This window comes from Ruminococcus flavefaciens ND2009 (assembly GCF_000621785.1).
GTDB lineage: Bacteria > Bacillota > Clostridia > Oscillospirales > Ruminococcaceae > Ruminococcus > Ruminococcus flavefaciens_C.
Map to the genome: position 1 here is coordinate 522,614 of NZ_KK211347.1, position 16,569 is coordinate 539,182.

Below are 16,569 nucleotides of genomic sequence, written 5' to 3' on the forward strand. Positions count from 1 at the left end.
AATAGCCCCGATTAATGAGGCAGTTATAAGCAGTCCGCTGCCATGCGGACAGGACTTTCAGTGGAAAATTCTGCGCTGAGAACGCGCAAAAATATTAAATAATTAAGATTTAATGTCAATTAATATGACATCAATGAGTAATTATTTGGCTCTATCACGTTGTTTTCACTGTTCTTTCACCGCTTTAAAACGAAATAATTATAATTTTTCCTTAAAACGTTGCAAAAATAGCTTGCATTTTTACAAAATATGCTGTATAATAGTTTACAGGTTTACTTTCTGCTGAAAACGGTTGAGAAAAAGAAATAATTTTTCAGCGTATAACCAAGGAGTCACACCACATATAAGGAGGAAAAACTATGGAAATTACAGATGTGAAGATCAGGAAGATCATGTCTGACGGACGGCTCAGAGCGGTAGTTTCGGTAACTATCGACGATATGTTTGCCGTTCATGACATCAAGGTCGTTCAGGGCGATGAAAGACTTTTCGTTGCAATGCCCAGCCGTAAAGACGAAAACGGAGTTTTCCGTGACATCGTTCATCCTATCTCGCCTTCAGCAAGAAAGCTCTTTGAGGAGAATATCCTTGACGCATATGAGAGACAGCTTGCGATAATGGAGACAGAAGCTTCCGAGGAAGCAAACGAAGAAGCTGACGAGCTTTGATAAGTGATCTTACATAAAGACCTGCCTGTGAGGTGGGTCTTTTTGTTATATCCCCAGCATCCTTGCAGCCTTGAGGATGGCTATCTGGGTCTTGCCGTCGCGGATAGTGCCGTCCATGACCTGAGCCACGGCTTCGGAGAGGGGGATACGCTCAACGTCGAGAAACTCGTCAGGATCAAGGCTCTGTGAGCTGAAGGTAAGTCCCTTCGCCAGGTACATATAGGTTATCTCGCTGTTATAAGCGGGAGTGGGGAGCATCTCTCCCAGGTAGATGTACTCCGAGCAGGTGAAGCCGGTCTCCTCAAGGAGCTCGCGGCGGCCGCATTCGGCGTGGTCCTCGCCCTTTTCAAGCTTGCCTGCGGGGACCTCCCTGGTCACCGTCTGAAAGGGGTAGCGGAACTGCTTGACGAGGTATATCTCGTTTTTTTCCGTAACAGGAATGACGCAGACTCCGCCGTTATGATGAAGCACATCACGGGCAGCGGTGCTGCCGTTTTCAAGCTCGGCAGTGTCATGAGTTATGGTGAAGATCACACCCTCATACCTGACCTCGCTGGTGAGTGTTTTTTCCTGAAGATGCATTATTTTTCCTCCTTGCCGGATTTTGTATTGAACAGGCTGTCGCAGTATTCCTGCGCAGCCTTTATTTTTTCGCAGGATTCATAATCATAGAAGTGCTTGTGGTCGGGATAGTCTCCCTTGCTGCGCTTTCTGCGGAATATGACCACATATGCTGCCAGCACTGCAGCGCTTATGCAGCTTATGATAATGCCTTCCCTGAGGTAGGGAGTCCTGTATCTGAATACGATGGTGTTGCTGCCCTTTTCGGCTCTGACAGCCATGAAGCCCTCGTTGACCTTTTCAATGTCAGCAGGTGAGCCGTTTACCTCTGCGGACCAGCCGCTGCTGTAGGGCACGCTGAAAAATACAAGCTTTGGAGAGTCAAGGTCTATCTCAGAGGTGAAGCCGTGGGAGTCATAGGTGAAGCTCTTAGCGGAGAGTCTCTGCTTTTCGCGGCAGAACTCCTTGTAGGTCTCACGGGACAGCCCGACGGTTATCTCGGGGTCATACTCGTTGATGATGCCGCTGTATCTCTCAGCCTGTTCATCGGTGAGTACCAGTGACTTCATCATGAGCTTTTCGCGCTGGAGCTTGCTCTTATCATCGGCAGTCTTCTTGGTGACATAGGTATTATATGCAAAGCCCATGGGCACATACAGGGTATTCTCGTATATCTCGAAATTATCTGTCTCGCCCACGTATCTGAATCCGGGAAGCTCATCGGGGATAACGGCGATGTCTGTATTTTCGTCGGTGGGGTCTGTAGATGAAGCGGGGGAGCTGTCCGGAGAAGCGTGGAGCAGCTCCTCATAGGTGAAGCCCTTCTTCTTCTCCTTGTAGTAGTATTTTACAGAGAAGAGTCCGCGGAGAGCATAGTGGCTGAGCTTTGCTCTTGAAGCCACGTCTCTGGGAACTCCCACATAGCTGTAGAAATCCATGATAGATGTATTGACCACGCTCTGGAAGGCTCTCATAGAGGGAAGTCCCCATAGCATGGGATAGTTGTCGCAGTCTGCGGAAATATCTATCCTGAAGAATTTATCATCGGTGACTTCCTCCCAGACCTCGTCCTCACCCTCAATGGCTGAGTCGATGTACTCGCGGGCGTATCCAACGCTGTTTGCCCCGTAGAGGGTGGTGGTGAACACGCAGATTATGGAGGCTGCGGCAGTTACGAATACCACGAATATACTGCTGAGCCTGCCCTTTTTCTTCCTGCGGAATATGAGGAAGGCGCACACAAGGAACAGCACCGTAACGCCCACGGTCACCCAGAAATAGATGACGTCCTCCGGCATAGTGAATAGCTTTGCTTTTTTGCCTTCATCAGGTTTAGCGGGGAAGCAGCCGATAACAGCAAATACAGCCGTCATGACTGCGCAGACCTTCAGACCTGTGAAGCCGCTGTTGTTTTCGTCATCAAGGGTGTGAGCGGTCATCATAGACATAATGAGTATGGGCATATAGAACCAGCGGGCGTAATAGTAGGAATTAGCCGCCTGGAAAAGGCTGTTGAGAATTGGCACCAGGGCAAAGACTCCGCAGCAGAAAAGCAGCTTTGAAGCCCAGTGCTTCCTGCGTAGGTGCATGAAGGAGATGACTCCCGCCATGGAGAACAGAGGGAGATATGCTCCGATAGACGCCCATTTTTCATATTCCGAGGTAAACAGATTGGGATAGGCAGGCGGGTCGGCAGGCATGAACAGTGTCTGCACCAGACGGGGGAGCAGGGTCTTGTCGGTGTAAGCCGTCATATCCGCTCCGTAGAGCCTTTCACTTATCCTGTAGTTGCCCATGAGAGCCATGGCTGAGGGAAGGAGAATGAACGCTGCCATAAGAGAGCCGATAACGGCTTCAAAGGCAAGTCCGAAGAACTTCCTCCAGGAGGTGTGGAAGTCCCTGCACCTCATGCGGAAGAGGTAGTATAGTATCAGGAACACAGCCTGACCTGCGAAGAAGTAGTAGTTCACACAGGCGCAGAGTGCCACGGTCAGTGCGAAAACGCCTCTGCGTCGGCAGTTTATGTTTTCCTCAATAGCTATGAGCATAAGAGGGAACAGGGCTGTGACGTCCTGGAAATGGTTGAAGAAGATGTTGAACACCTGAAAGCCCGAGAAGCTGTAGAGAAGAGCTCCCGTAACAGCGGCATTCTTGCCGCGGACAAACCGTCTTATGTAGGCATAGGCAGTCAGGGAGGCGATACCGTGCTTCAGAGCCAGGACAAAGGGCATGGCGTACAGCACCAGTCCCCTGGGGAGGAGAACGGTCAGCCAGAAAAAGGGGCTTCCGCTCAGGTAGAAGGAGTAGGAGGTGAGAAAGTCCGAGCCCAGGTCCGTGAACCAGTTCCAGCCGAGACTGCCGCTTCTCGCCGCGTCATTGGCGAGACTGTAGAATGGTATCTGCTGGGCGTTGTAATCGCCGTAGTAGATGAAATAACCGTGTTCGGTGAACATCATTGGCAGGAGCGTGAAAAGCATAGTGCCAAAGCCCAGCAGGAATGCCAGCAGATATTTTTCTTTTGTACAGCCCTTTGCGGCGACACTTCTCTTCAAGGTTCCTTCCTCCGTAAAAAATAGATATACATACTAATTATATCATAAGAGATAAAAAAATGCAACAAAAAACAGAATATATTTTCGATTTTTAGTCTGTAAAGCATTTTTACCGCGCCCCTTGCTATTTCTTTAATTGTATGTTATAATATAGGGTATGCAACTATACTGAACAAAGGGGAACATAGAATGGAAGTTTACCTGGACAATGCGGCGACCACAAAGCCCTGCGAGGAAGCAGTGGCGGCGGCGGTGACCGCAATGACACAGAAATACGGCAATCCCTCGTCGCTCCACCGTGCAGGTCTCGAAGCACAGCTCCTTATGGACGCAGCAAGAAAGACCATAGCCGACTCCATAGGCGCGGACAGCGGCTGTATATATTTCACATCGGGAGCTACAGAGAGCAACAACCTTGCCCTTCGCGGAGCTTCCGCAGCCTACGGCAGAAAGCGGAAGAAGATAGTCATTTCCGCAGTTGAACACGCCTCTGTTGAGGAGACTGCCGCAGACCTTGAGTCTAAGGGATTTGAGGTGGTAAGGGTCTCGCCCCGTGAGGACGGACGGTTCTATGCGGCGGACTTCATAAATGCCTGCGACGATAACACCTGTCTCATAAGCATGATGTACGTCAACAACGAGACGGGGTATATACTTCCCGTCAAAGAGGTATTCTCGGCAATAAACCGAAGACAGCCCGATATTATCACCCATACTGACTGTGTGCAGGCATATATGAAGCTGCCTGTGAAGGTGAGCGCACTCAATGCGGACCTTGTTTCCCTCAGCGCCCATAAGATACACGGCGTAAAGGGCGTGGGAGCTCTCTTCATAAGAAAGGGAGTCCGTGTGCTTCCGATAGTCACGGGCGGTAAGCAGGAAAAGGGCATTCGCTCGGGAACTGAGAGCGTTCCGCTGATAGCTGCCTTCGGAGCCGCCGTGGAGAAGATGCTCCCTACTGTGGCGCAGCGCTATGAGAAAGCGCTCCGCCTGAAGGCTTATCTGCTGGAACAGCTGAAAGACATCGAAGGTGTTGAGTTGAACTCTCCCGGGGACGGTTCGCCCTATGTAATAAATATCTCCGCAGGGGGCAAAAGGTCGGAGATAATGCTTCACTTCCTTGAAAGCAGGGAAGTATATGTATCCAGCGGTTCAGCCTGTTCAAAGGGACAGCAGAGCGGCGTGCTGGGACAGTTTGGTATAAGGGACAAGCGCGCAGACAGCGCACTTCGTGTAAGTATCACTGCTGATACCACAGAGGCTGAGCTTGACGCCTTCTGCGATGGACTCCGCATCGGTATGGAAAAGGTAAGGGGTTAATATGGAAGAAAATGAGAAAAAGAAGAAAAGTCCGCTGAAAACGCTCATTATAGTTTTTATCGTGCTTGCGGTGCTTGGTCTGGGCGGCTGGTGGCTGCTTCTGGAAGAAATGAAGATGACCACGGGCTCAAAGGTGAACACAAGAAATGCTACGGCACAGACTTACCTCAAGGCTGTAAGCGCACAGGTGGAGGACATATACAAGGAAAAGGGGGAAAAGATCCCTGCCGACAAGGAATACATCATCAGGGGCAAGGGGCAGGTAAATGATCCCTGCGAGCTTCTTGAGGAGAGCGTGACCAATCGTTATTCCTCCGACAACAGGTATTACTGGGTGGTGAAGTTCAGGGGCGGAACTGCCTGTGAAGCCTGGACAGCCCTTCGTCCCATTAAGGACAGCGAGCTCAGATACTACAGCCGCAAAGAGCTGATAGATGAGTCAAATGAGCACCCTTTCAGGCAGGATAAGCTTGTCATCGGCTACTACAGCACAGCCGAGGGAGCTACCTATACAGACTGACGTTTATATTTATAATAGTATATTAGGAGAATAGATATGAAGGAATTAGTACTTGTAAAATACGGCGAGATGGCTCTGAAGGGACTTAACAAAAAGACCTTCGAGGATATGCTCATCAAGAACATAAAGCGCAGACTGAAGCCCCTCGGTCACTTTCAGATGACCAGCGCTCAGTCCACAACATACATAGATCCTCTTGACGAGGACATCGACCTTGACGAGGTAGTGGACAGAGTGGGCAAGATATTCGGTATCGCCACACTGTGCCGCGCCTGCGTATGCGAGAAGGACTTCGAGGATATATGCTCAAAGAGCTATGAGTATCTTGATACGGTGCTCAGCTGCGCAAAGACATTCAAGGTCAACGCAAAGCGCTCAGATAAGGCTTTCCCCATGAAGTCCCCCGAGATATGCGCGGAGCTGGGCTGCAGGCTCCTTGACAGGTTCCCGAACCTGTCCGTGGATGTAAAGGACCCCGAGGTCACTGTTACTGTGGAGATACGCGACGAGAACGCCTTTGTTCACGCCGAGAACATCAAGGGAGCAGGCGGACTTCCCGTAGGAAGCAGCGGAAAGGCGCTCCTTCTGCTTTCGGGCGGTATCGACAGCCCCGTAGCAGGCTACATGATGGCAAAGCGCGGTGTCCACATCGCTGCTATCCACTATGTGAGCCCTCCCTACACCTCTGACCGCGCACAGCTCAAGGTGGAGCAGCTCTGCCAGAAGCTGACGGACTACTGCGGCGGCATAGCATTCTACTGCGTGCCCTTTACGGAGCTCCAGGAGGCTATCAAGGACCACTGCCCCGAGGAGTTCTTCACTATCATAATGAGAAGGCTCATGATGGAGATAGCACAGCGCATCGCTGCCAAGGATAACTGCCTTGCCCTTATAACAGGCGAGAGCGTGGGACAGGTGGCAAGTCAGACCATGGCTGCTATCTCCTGCACCGACGCAGTGTGCAGGATACCTGTGTTCCGTCCCTGTGTCGGTATGGACAAGACCGAGATAATCGACATTGCGCGTAAGATAGATACATTCGATACATCTGTCCTTCCCTATGAGGACTGCTGTACCGTTTTCACTCCCCGTCACCCGAAGGTTCGTCCCGTTCTCAGTGATGTTGAAAAGGCACAGAACAGCTTCGATTTTGAGCCCCTGATACAGAAGGCTGTTGAGGGTACGGAGATGAAAACTTTCAATTATGGCGAATAATTCTTAATTTTCTCACAAAATTATCACACTGATTTTGTATAATGTTTACTAAAGCAAGGGCGGCGATTTAGTGGTAAGCAGTAAATTTTCTGAATGTAATGCCGAAAAACTTGACAAATCGGTCAGTAATGTTGTAAAATTATTAGAACGGAAAAGTCTGACCATTGCTACGGCGGAAAGCTGTACGGGCGGACTTCTTTCAGAGCTTATAACATCAGTATCGGGCGCGTCTGCGGTCTTTGAGCTGGGGATTTGCACTTATTCCGAGCGCATAAAGACTAAGTTCCTCGGAGTCCCTGCCGAAACTATCAGTAAATTCGGCGTGGTCAGCGAGGAGACGGCTCTGAGCATGGTCAGGGGACTGAAGGAATGCTCGGGAGCAGACGTCTGCGTTTCGGTTACGGGTATCGCAGGTCCATCGGGCGGAACTGCCGAGACTCCCGTCGGAACGGTCTATATCGGTTTCGATATCTGCGGCAGTCAGTTCGTGTGTCTGCCGGAGCTTTGGAAGCTCAGCGACATGAGCAGGGATAACATCAGAAGATGTGCCGCTGCTTTTGCGTTCGATACGATAGAAAAAATACTGATGGAGGCGAGGACAGACTGATGAGCGAAAAAATGACCGACGGAATGACTGAGGCTCAGCGCAGAGCTGAGAAGATAAAAGCTATCAGAAGGTCTATCCGCGGTGAAGCGGAAGTCGCTCCGACGACATATGAAAACAAGGCAGAAGCTGAACACAGCAATGTCAGTGTGGGACGCTTAAAGCGTACCAATACAGGACACAGTTCAACGGCTGCTGATATACTTGACGAGCTGGATGAGGCAATCGCCTATGAAAAGGCGGAGGCTGCACGCATCGCAGCCCGTGAGGCTGAGGCTGCTGCCGCTGCTGCAGAGCAGGCAGGCCCCGACATCTCGGATCTTATTCCGGCACTTGAGCCTAACGCACAAGATAAGCTCAGGGAAATAGCCAATGAGATCACCGAGGATTTTTCGGAGGTCCGCACTGACAGCTCCGGTGAGGTCATGGACTTCACGGAGAACGATGAAGCAGACAGTGAATACAGCCAGCCTGTTCAGGAGGATACCTATTATAATGAGCCGCAGGCTCAGGAGACAGCTGCCGATATTTTACGGGCTGACGCAGCTGAGGACACAGTGGTATTCACTCCCGTGGGACATACTCATGATGAAGCACCGCCCCCTCCCGTCATGGAGAGAAGGGCTGTTCCCAAAATGAGAGCAGCTGCCGAAGATATGGCAGTGCAGAAGCCCCACAAGAAAAAGAAGAAGAAAAAGAAGACCTTCGCACAGAAACTGAGAGGACTTCTCCCCGAAAAGGGAGACAGTGTTCTCGAATGTGTGAGAAAAATAGTGTTTCTCGGTTCTGTCATAGCGATATTCGTCTGCGGTTATCTCGTCGGCGACTATTACTACGAGCTTTGGGCAAGTAAGAACAAGACCGAGAATATCATGGAAATATACGACATCTACGACGGCAGGGAGGCTGCTACTATTGCCGTTGAGGAGGAAGGCGAGACCAGGATAAGGTTCGAGGGTATGCTGGACGGAGCGCGCAAGCTCTGGGACCAGAACCACGATATCGTGGGAGTTATCAATATCCCCGATACACCTGTAAACAATCCTGTGATGCAGGCCGATGACAATGAAAAGTACATGAACATGAAGTTCGACCTCAGTGAGAACAGGGCGGGCGAGATATTCCTCGATTACAGAAACCACTTCGATGAGGTGGGCGAGGACGGATTTCTCAAGTGCCCCAACTCAGGCAATCTGGTCATCTACGGACATAATATGCTTGACGAGCAGATGTTCGGAAGTCTTAAATGGTACCAGAGACATGAGGATTACTACGGCAAACACCCTATAATCTATCTCAGTTCAAATTATCAGAAATACACTTATAAGATATTTGCCTACTTCATTCTGGACGCCACAGACGAAACTGATACAAAGTTCGACTGTTGGAACGAGCTTGAGTTCTCAGACGAGAATGAGTTCTACGGCTTTGTCAATGAGGCTAAGAGGAGATCACTCCGACTTAACGACGTTGATGTGAAGTACGGCGATCCGCTCATAACTCTTTCTACCTGCAATACCACACTTCCCGACGAGGATGCGGGACGCCTTATAATCATGGCGAGACTGGTCAGGGACGGCGAAGATCCTATGGCGGGCACACAGAACAGCAAGCCTAATCCAAATATCAAGTGGCCCACAAGTTACTATCAGGCTCATCCCAATGAGCATTACGATCCCAACGCGGAATTCGTTCCCTACGGCTGATGGAGGAAGATGAATCACCAATGAGCAAAAAAGCAAAAACTATTACAGCCTGCGCAGTATGTGCTGCTGCCCTGGGACTTGGCGGATATGCCCTTTTCCTCAACAAGGAAACGGACACCGTTCCCACAGTCAGCAGCTTCACAGAGACTGCCGAGCTCACAACAGAGCAGGCAGGACCTCTTCCGCTGGGCTGGGCTGAAAAGATAGACTATGCACCGTCTCCGGACGGAATGACAGAGAGGGCAAAATCACTCCTCAGAGTCAATAAGGACATAGTCGGCTGGCTGAAGATCGACGGTCTCCAGCTGGATTACCCCGTAGTAAAGGACCCGGGCGAGATACCTGCCAACGATCCGTTCTACGGTCCCGAGGAATATATCCCCGATGCCTTCTACCTTGACCATGACCTTTACAGGAACCACGATCAGGAGGGTACTCTCTATCTGGACTACCGCGATGAGTTCGGAAGCGACGAGAGCCAGCACTCCGAGAACCAGGTCATCTACGGTCATGCCATGTGGAACGGCAACATGATGGGCTGTCTCAGGCGCTACCGCCAGGACTTCGACTTCTATGACGTTAGTCCCTTTATCCAGTACAGCTCAAACTACAAGACCTATGATTACGTTATTTTTGCCTTCCTTATTACCAGCGGAAGCTACAATGCTACCGACTTCCACTACTGGAATATGGAGGAGCTTGATTCAGAAGAGGACTTCAACTTCTATATCGACAACTGCAAAAGCAGATGGATGCTCGATACGGGAGTAGATGTGAAGTACGGCGACCAGCTGCTGACCCTCTCCACCTGCTATGCAGACGAGGACAACTCCCGTTTCTTAGTAGTTGCCAGAAGGCTCAGGGACGGCGAGGTCGCAGGAGACATGACAACTATCCAGCGCACTGAGGAGTGGAAAAAGGCTCAGGAAGAGAAAAAGAAAGAAGCAGAAGAGCACGATCCCCCTCCCAAGAATGACTGATCTCATTAGTGAGCTGACCTTATGTTTTTAAAAGGAGATTGTTATGGAAATGCAGAAAATGCTCAGAACAGCTGCGGCTGCTGTGTCGGGAGCTTTAGTGCTCTCGGCGGCAACAGGCATGGACACTGCGGACAGTACAACGGCTGAGGAGACCTCCGTCGTTACAACTGCTACGGAGGAGATCACTGCGGCTGATGAGACAGAGGCTTCTTCTGCTGCCGAGGCTGAAACAGCCGAGGAAGAGCAGGAAATGCCTGAGGACTGGGTCAAGGCTGACATCAGTGAATATGACTCAAGTATGTCTCTCATAAGCTATGAGCTTGCAACGCCTGAAATGGCAAAGGTAGGCGAGCCTGTGGATCCCTTCGCAGGTCTTTCCGAGGAGGAGCGCAAGGCTCTCGAGGAAGAGATCGCCAAGAAGAAGAGCGCCCTCAGAAAGGGTACACCGACACTTTCCAAGAACGCTGCAAAGAGCAGGAGCAAGGAGCCTACTGCCGTAGAGCTCAAGACCTCGGGTGCTTATGTGGGCGATATTCCCGCTTCACAGCCCGATCCCAGCATTGCAGCCCAGCCCGGCGAATTCGCCTTTGTAACATACGGCTGGGGACACGGCGTCGGCATGAGCCAGAACGGCGCTAACTTCTATGCTGCCTATGCAGGCTGGACATATCAGGATATACTGTTCCACTATTACCCCGGAACTTACCTGATGAATACCGGACTTACCGATGAGGAGGAGCTTACCATTGCTCATGAGCCTGCGGGCGATACCCTCAAGGTAGTCTCAGAGATAGTCAACCGCGAGGTGGGCGGCAGCTTCTCTTACGAAGCTATCAAGGCTCAGGCAGTTGCAGTATATACTTATATAAAGTATAACGGCGACGACTCAAAGGACCTGAGAGGCAAGCCCAATCCACCGCAGGTAGTCATCGACGCCTGTGAGGAAGTCCTGGGCGAGGCTCTCTATTACGATGACAATTATGCGCTGACCGTATTCTCCGCTTCAAGCGGAGGCTGCTCGGCAAACTGCTATGAGGTGTTCTATGCGGATTATCCTTACCTCAGAAGCGTGCCAAGCGACTACGACGCAGCCTTTGATCCCCACTGGGGAACAGTTACATATATGAGTGCGGAGACCGTGAAGAAGAAGCTTGAGACAGCTTACAACATCACCCTTTCCGATGATCCGGGCAACTGGATCCAGCCTGTATATTCAGATGAGACAGGCTATGTTACAGAAGTCCTCATAGACGGACAGACCTATGCAAAGGGCTATCCTTTCTCTATGATGATGGGACTCAAGTCCTCTAAATTCAATCTTACATATACATATGATTGATAAGCGGCGAAAAGCTGCAAACTGATACAGAACAAAAGAAATAAGTCTTTGGATACGGGAGAACGCCACGGCACTCTATATCCGGAGACTTATTTCTCCTTTTTGGTGATGAAAGGTGAAGCCGAGTGGTGAAAAAAACCTGGATTTTTTCCAAAAAGGTGAAAAAAGGTGAAAAGCAAGAAAATAATTTAACAAAAATAAAAACGTTTGTTTCGTTTTCAAACAACCTTTGGTTAATCATTGAACAAAATCAACAAAAAATAGGCAATTTCTGTGTTAATGATTGTGAAATACTCCGTCTTGATATTCTCCCCGAATGATGATAAAATAGTTTTAGGGTGAAAAAAGGTGATAGGAAGTGAAATTTTCCAAAAAGTGGTAAATCATTCCTGAGTTTCAAAGGAAAGCGAGGCGAAGTTCTATGGCAGATCTGTTATGCGGTACTTATTACCCCAGTATAGATCAGAAAGGCCGTATGAGTTTCCCCACAAAGCTCCGAGAGATACTTGGAGCAGAGTTTTACCTTTGTCAGGGCCATGATGATGCCTATATCGCCGTTTACTCGCTCGATGCATTTCAGGACTATTGCGAGACCCTTAACTCCATACCGGGCAAGCAGGGAAGCGACATAAGACGTAAGCTCCTTGCAGGTGCAGATAAGCAGATCCCCGATAAGCAGGGACGTATCTTCATCACCCAGCAGCTCAGAGATCACGCAGGTATCACCGACGAAGTCGTTGTTATCGGCGCAAACAGAAGATGCGAGATATGGAATAAGGCCAAATGGGAAGAATTCAATAACAACATCTCTCAGGAGGAGATCAACAACGTGCTTGCTGACCTCGTCCTCTGATACAGACGTTTTTGTCTTTGTTCCGACACCCGTCGGATTAAGGAGAGTTTTAGCTAATGGAATTCAGCCATATACCTGTTATGCTTGAGGAATGTCTCGAAGGGCTCAACATCCGCCCCGACGGTATCTATGTTGACGGTACCGCAGGAGGTGCAGGCCATTCCTCTGCAATAGCAGCCCGCCTTGGCGAAAAAGGCAGACTGATCGCTCTTGACAGAGACCCCGATGCTGTCGCAGTTGCGACGGAAAGGCTATCGGTCTACAAGAATGCGAAGGTGTTCCACAGGAACTATTCGGAAATAAGAGCGGTCCTCGATGAACTTGATATAGAGTACGCTGACGGTATCCTCATGGATCTGGGCGTATCTTCATTCCAGCTCGACGAGGGAAGCAGAGGCTTCTCGTACCACTCCGACGCTCCGCTGGATATGCGTATGAGCAAGGAGGGAATGAGCGCTGCCGATGTAGTCAATACCTATACCGAGTCAGAGCTTGCAAGAATAATATTCGAGTACGGAGAAGAAAAATTCTCCCGCAGAATAGCGTCGAATATAGTAAAAGCAAGAGAAACAGCTCCTATAGAGACCACACTTCAGCTCGCTGACATCATAAGAGAAAGCGTTCCTCAGAAGGCGAGACGTGAAAAGAACCCATGCAAAAAGACCTTTCAGGCAATAAGAATAGCTGTCAACGGAGAATTCGAGCACCTTTCAAAAGGACTTGAGGACGCATTCTACAGTCTGAGGGCAGGCGGACGCCTTGCAGTTATCACATTCCATTCCCTTGAGGACAGAATTGTGAAACAGAAATTTGCGGAATGGTGCAAGGGGTGTATATGTCCACCGGATTTTCCCCAGTGTGTATGCGGACATAAACCGCAGGGGAAGCTTATAAACAGAAAGCCGTTAGAGGCTAAAGAACAGGAACTCGAAAGAAACAACAGAAGCAGAAGCGCAAAGCTCAGAATAATAGAAAGGAGTGTGGAAAGCAATGGCTGAAAACACTGTACGCTATTATAACGACGAAAGCTACGATGACGCCGATTCGGACGAGACGACCGAGGTAAACGGCGCTCTGCGCAGCGACTCTGAGCAGAAGCCCGAGATCGAGATGAGCAAGAACGAAGCAAGAAGCGGTTCTATCCTCACTATATTATTCATATCTCTGCTGGCTGCAGCGCTGCTGGGCTCGGTCATCTATTCACTTGACAAGCGTAACACGATGTACAACAAGGTGTCCGCTCTCAATGAGAAACTGGATAGTGCCGAAGCCGAAAACGTAAGACTCCAGTCTGAACTTGACAGTAAAATGAGCGCAAAGAATATAGAAGAATACGCTCAGTCTCTCGGAATGGTAAAACTCAATTCCTCACAGATCTTCTACGTCAAGACACAGACGGGCGATGTCGTAACAATTCCCGAACAGGAAAAGGGACTGATCGCGAAAATAAAATCCCTTTTTGATAAGTGCGTGGAATATTTCAGAGGGTAGTACCAATATAAATATAACACATGGACTGCCTGTTATTAAAATGAACACTATCGGCGACAAAAAATATATATGCCGAAGTTATATGTAGAACACGGAGATACAGCGGGTGATCGGAAATAAGGAATTGCAGTTCCCGGGCTTTGGGCGTTATAAGAGCCCGGGAGCGGCAGTCCCACGCTTGAATAGCGATAAATCCTTCGTCGTATCAGAACAAAAGGACATCCCAGAAAAAAATAAGATGTTCAGAGGCGGGGCACATGAAAACCCTGCCTTATTTATTTATAGATGAATTTTTCACAGAAAGGAAGAATCCTGCGGTGATAAATACAAATCCCACAAATGCAATGAGGTTCAGAAGCAAGATAGTCATGACAGCAGTATTCAGCCTGCTTTTTGCTGCTGTTGCAGGCAATTTTTTCAAAATATCGGTGCTGGACAATAAGACCTACCAGACTATGGCTAATGACCAGCACTTCGGTTCTATAAGCATTTCAGCCCACAGAGGCTCTATATATGACGCAAATGGCTATGCCTTCGCCAAGAGTGCTACGGTCTATAAGATATTTATTGACCCCGAGAGCTTCAGAGAGGATATGGCATCCCTTCAGAAGCTCATCGACAAGCGCAATCTGGAGAAGGCTAACGGCACATATACTCCCGTATACGATGAGGAGGGAAACGAGACCAATGCGCTTCCTGCTTCCTCTGAGGAGTTCAGGGAGAAGGCTGCCACATTCCTGGCTTCCAAGCTGGACGTTACTGCCGACAAGGTCAAGGAGGCTATGGATGCCGAAGGACGCTATGTAGAGTTCAAGAACAAAAAGGTAGAGAAGCCCGTTGCAGACGAGATAGCTGAGTTTTTCGGCGATATGGGCTTTATATCTGTGGGAAGCACAGAGGATACCAAGCGCTATTACCCTCAGAACGAGCTCGCTGCTCAGGTGGTTGGCTTTACAAACGGCAATATCGCCTACGGTATCGAGGCTTACTATGACAGCTACCTTTCGGGCGTTGACGGAAGGACCGTTTCGGCGGTAGACTCAAACGGAAAGGAGCTCCCTTACAGGTACTCCAAGACCTTTGAGCCCAAGGACGGCTCAGATGTATACCTCACCATAGACAGAGAGCTTCAGTTCATACTGGAAAAGCACCTTGAGGAAATGTCTGTGGAGCACGAGGTCAAGAACAGGTCATGCGCAATACTAATGAATCCACAGACGGGCGCAGTTCTGGGTATGGCTACATATCCCAGCTTTGACCTGAATCAGCCTATGGAGCTTGCTGATGACGGTATGCTTCTCAGGAAGATATTTACCGAGAAGAAGATAGATGAGCCTACAGAAAAGGACATTGAGGAGTACACTCCCGAAGCCCGCGAGCGTCAGTGGAAGAACAAGTGCGTTAGCGAGCGCTATGAGCCGGGCTCTGTATTCAAGATAATCACAGCAGCTTCGGCAATCGAGGAAAAGACCATAGACATTGATAAATTCACTCATTACTGTAAGGGCTATGAGCTTCGTGACGACGGTACGGACACTCCTGTCAGGATCAATTGCCACGAGCTCGGAGGTCATGATATCGAGACCTTCCAGGACGCCCTCACTCACTCATGTAACCCCTCATTCATTGCCATCGGCGAAACACTTGGAATAGAGAAGTTCCACAAGTATTTTGACGCATTCGGCTTTGAGGAGAAGACGGGCATCGACCTTCCTGTTGAAATGAAGGGCGATATACCGCCTCTTGTTGAAACAGACGGCAGAAAGCCCATGTCAAATATCGACCTTGCGCTCTCCTCCTTCGGACAGTGCGAAACGGTTACTCCTATAGAGCTGATAACAGCCTGCAGTGCTGTTGTAAACGGCGGCTATCTGCTCCAGCCTTATGTAGTGGATAAGGTAGTTGACAGCGACGGAAACATCGAGCTCAAAAACGAGCGCACCGTCAGACGTCAGGTAATATCCGAGGACACCTCAGCCAAGATGCGTACAGCTCTTGAAAAGGTGGTCGAGGACAATCAGGCAGGCAACGTTAAGATCAAGGGCTATGCTATCGGCGGTAAGTCGGGTACATCACAGCGACTCAGCGAGATCGATAACACTCTTGACGAGAACAAGCAGGAAAACGCCGAGATACAGGAATACGGTGCTTCATATATCTGCTTTACACCGGCGGACCACCCCGACCTTATGCTTCTTGTTCTGGCAGATATGCCCCTGGCAGACAGTACAGGACAGTATTACGGAAGCAAGTGCGCAGTTCCCTGTGCAGCAAAAATACTGGAGGACGTCCTCGAATACATGGACAAGAGCCCCGAATACAGCGACCTTGAGCTCAAGAACCTTGACATAAAGGTGCCGCTTGTCAGGGGATCGTCTCTGGACGACGCCAAGAAGACACTTCTCGGCCTCGGCATCATGGAGGACCACATCCAGATCATCGGAAGCGGTATCGAGGTAGTGGAGCAGTCTCCCAAGACAGGAATGTCGATATCCAAGGACGGATATATTTACCTTTACACCGAAAAGGGCAACACGACCGACCCTGTAATGGTGCCTGATCTGACCGGATTTTCTCCCGAGGCGGTAAACCAGACCATCTATGCCTACGGACTGAACTATGTTTCAAAGAACATAGTGGGCGATCAGGAAGATGCCTATGTAGAAAGCCAGAGCATCGAGGGCGGTCTTATGGTAGAAAAGGGTACCACTATCGAGGTAAAGTTCAAAGCACAGCAGTTCAACGACTAAAGATATAAAT

Annotated in this window: 14 protein-coding genes; 12 read left to right on the forward strand and 2 right to left on the reverse strand. The window is 49.6% G+C overall.

Annotation, left to right across the window (positions count from 1 at the left end):
- Nucleotides 1-359 precede the first annotated feature (359 nt).
- Complete coding sequence (spoVG, locus tag T488_RS0112595) at nt 360-668, forward strand: septation regulator SpoVG (RefSeq protein ID WP_028521108.1); 309 nt, start codon at nt 360-362, stop codon at nt 666-668.
- 45 nt (nt 669-713) lie between these two features.
- Here the strand turns inward: spoVG and T488_RS0112600 are convergent, their stop codons facing one another.
- Both T488_RS0112600 and T488_RS17950 read right to left on the reverse strand, forming a co-directional pair.
- Nucleotides 714-1,250 (reverse strand): NUDIX domain-containing protein, encoded by a 537-nt coding sequence (locus T488_RS0112600; protein WP_028521109.1) that lies wholly within the window; start codon nt 1,248-1,250, stop codon nt 714-716.
- The gene (locus tag T488_RS17950; RefSeq protein ID WP_051536468.1) at nt 1,250-3,781 is read right to left on the reverse strand and encodes a YfhO family protein; all 2,532 of its coding nucleotides are present in this window, start codon (nt 3,779-3,781) and stop codon (nt 1,250-1,252) included. The genes T488_RS0112600 and T488_RS17950 overlap by 1 nt, the downstream gene beginning before the upstream one ends.
- 189 nt (nt 3,782-3,970) lie before the next feature.
- On the opposite strand from T488_RS17950, the gene T488_RS0112610 reads away from it, so the two are divergent.
- The 11 genes from T488_RS0112610 (at nt 3,971) to T488_RS0112665 (ending at nt 16,559) form a co-directional block, all read left to right on the forward strand.
- Entirely contained in the window at nt 3,971-5,101 is a 1,131-nt protein-coding gene (locus T488_RS0112610; protein WP_028521110.1) for a cysteine desulfurase family protein, read from the forward strand.
- Nucleotide 5,102: 1 nt separating this feature from the next.
- Entirely contained in the window at nt 5,103-5,621 is a 519-nt protein-coding gene (locus T488_RS0112615; protein ID WP_028521111.1) for a hypothetical protein, read from the forward strand.
- A 36-nt stretch (nt 5,622-5,657) separates the two neighbouring features.
- A complete protein-coding gene (thiI, locus tag T488_RS0112620) occupies nt 5,658-6,836 on the forward strand; it encodes a tRNA uracil 4-sulfurtransferase ThiI (protein ID WP_028521112.1) in 1,179 nt (392 codons plus the stop codon).
- 70 nt (nt 6,837-6,906) lie between these two features.
- Nucleotides 6,907-7,443 carry a CinA family protein gene (locus tag T488_RS0112625; RefSeq protein WP_028521113.1) on the forward strand — a complete coding sequence of 179 codons (537 nt, stop codon included), beginning with the start codon at nt 6,907-6,909 and terminating at the stop codon, nt 7,441-7,443.
- The gene (locus T488_RS0112630; protein ID WP_028521114.1) at nt 7,443-9,146 is read left to right on the forward strand and encodes a class B sortase; all 1,704 of its coding nucleotides are present in this window, start codon (nt 7,443-7,445) and stop codon (nt 9,144-9,146) included. The genes T488_RS0112625 and T488_RS0112630 overlap by 1 nt, the downstream gene beginning before the upstream one ends.
- A 20-nt stretch (nt 9,147-9,166) precedes the next feature.
- Nucleotides 9,167-10,126 (forward strand): class B sortase, encoded by a 960-nt coding sequence (locus tag T488_RS0112635; protein WP_028521115.1) that lies wholly within the window; start codon nt 9,167-9,169, stop codon nt 10,124-10,126.
- 43 nt (nt 10,127-10,169) lie between these two features.
- Nucleotides 10,170-11,465, forward strand: coding sequence for a SpoIID/LytB domain-containing protein (locus T488_RS20365; RefSeq protein ID WP_028521116.1), 1,296 nt, complete (start codon nt 10,170-10,172; stop codon nt 11,463-11,465).
- A 421-nt stretch (nt 11,466-11,886) separates the two neighbouring features.
- Nucleotides 11,887-12,318: a division/cell wall cluster transcriptional repressor MraZ gene (locus T488_RS0112650; RefSeq protein ID WP_028521118.1), complete on the forward strand. Its 432-nt coding sequence runs from the start codon at nt 11,887-11,889 to the stop codon at nt 12,316-12,318.
- Nucleotides 12,319-12,374: 56 nt separating this feature from the next.
- Complete coding sequence (gene rsmH, locus T488_RS0112655; protein ID WP_028521119.1) at nt 12,375-13,316, forward strand: 16S rRNA (cytosine(1402)-N(4))-methyltransferase RsmH; 942 nt, start codon at nt 12,375-12,377, stop codon at nt 13,314-13,316.
- Entirely contained in the window at nt 13,309-13,809 is a 501-nt protein-coding gene (locus tag T488_RS0112660) for a hypothetical protein (RefSeq protein WP_028521120.1), read from the forward strand. The genes rsmH and T488_RS0112660 overlap by 8 nt, the downstream gene beginning before the upstream one ends.
- 317 nt (nt 13,810-14,126) lie before the next feature.
- A complete protein-coding gene (locus T488_RS0112665) occupies nt 14,127-16,559 on the forward strand; it encodes a penicillin-binding transpeptidase domain-containing protein (protein WP_028521121.1) in 2,433 nt (810 codons plus the stop codon).
- The last annotated feature ends 10 nt before the right edge of the window (nt 16,560-16,569 follow it).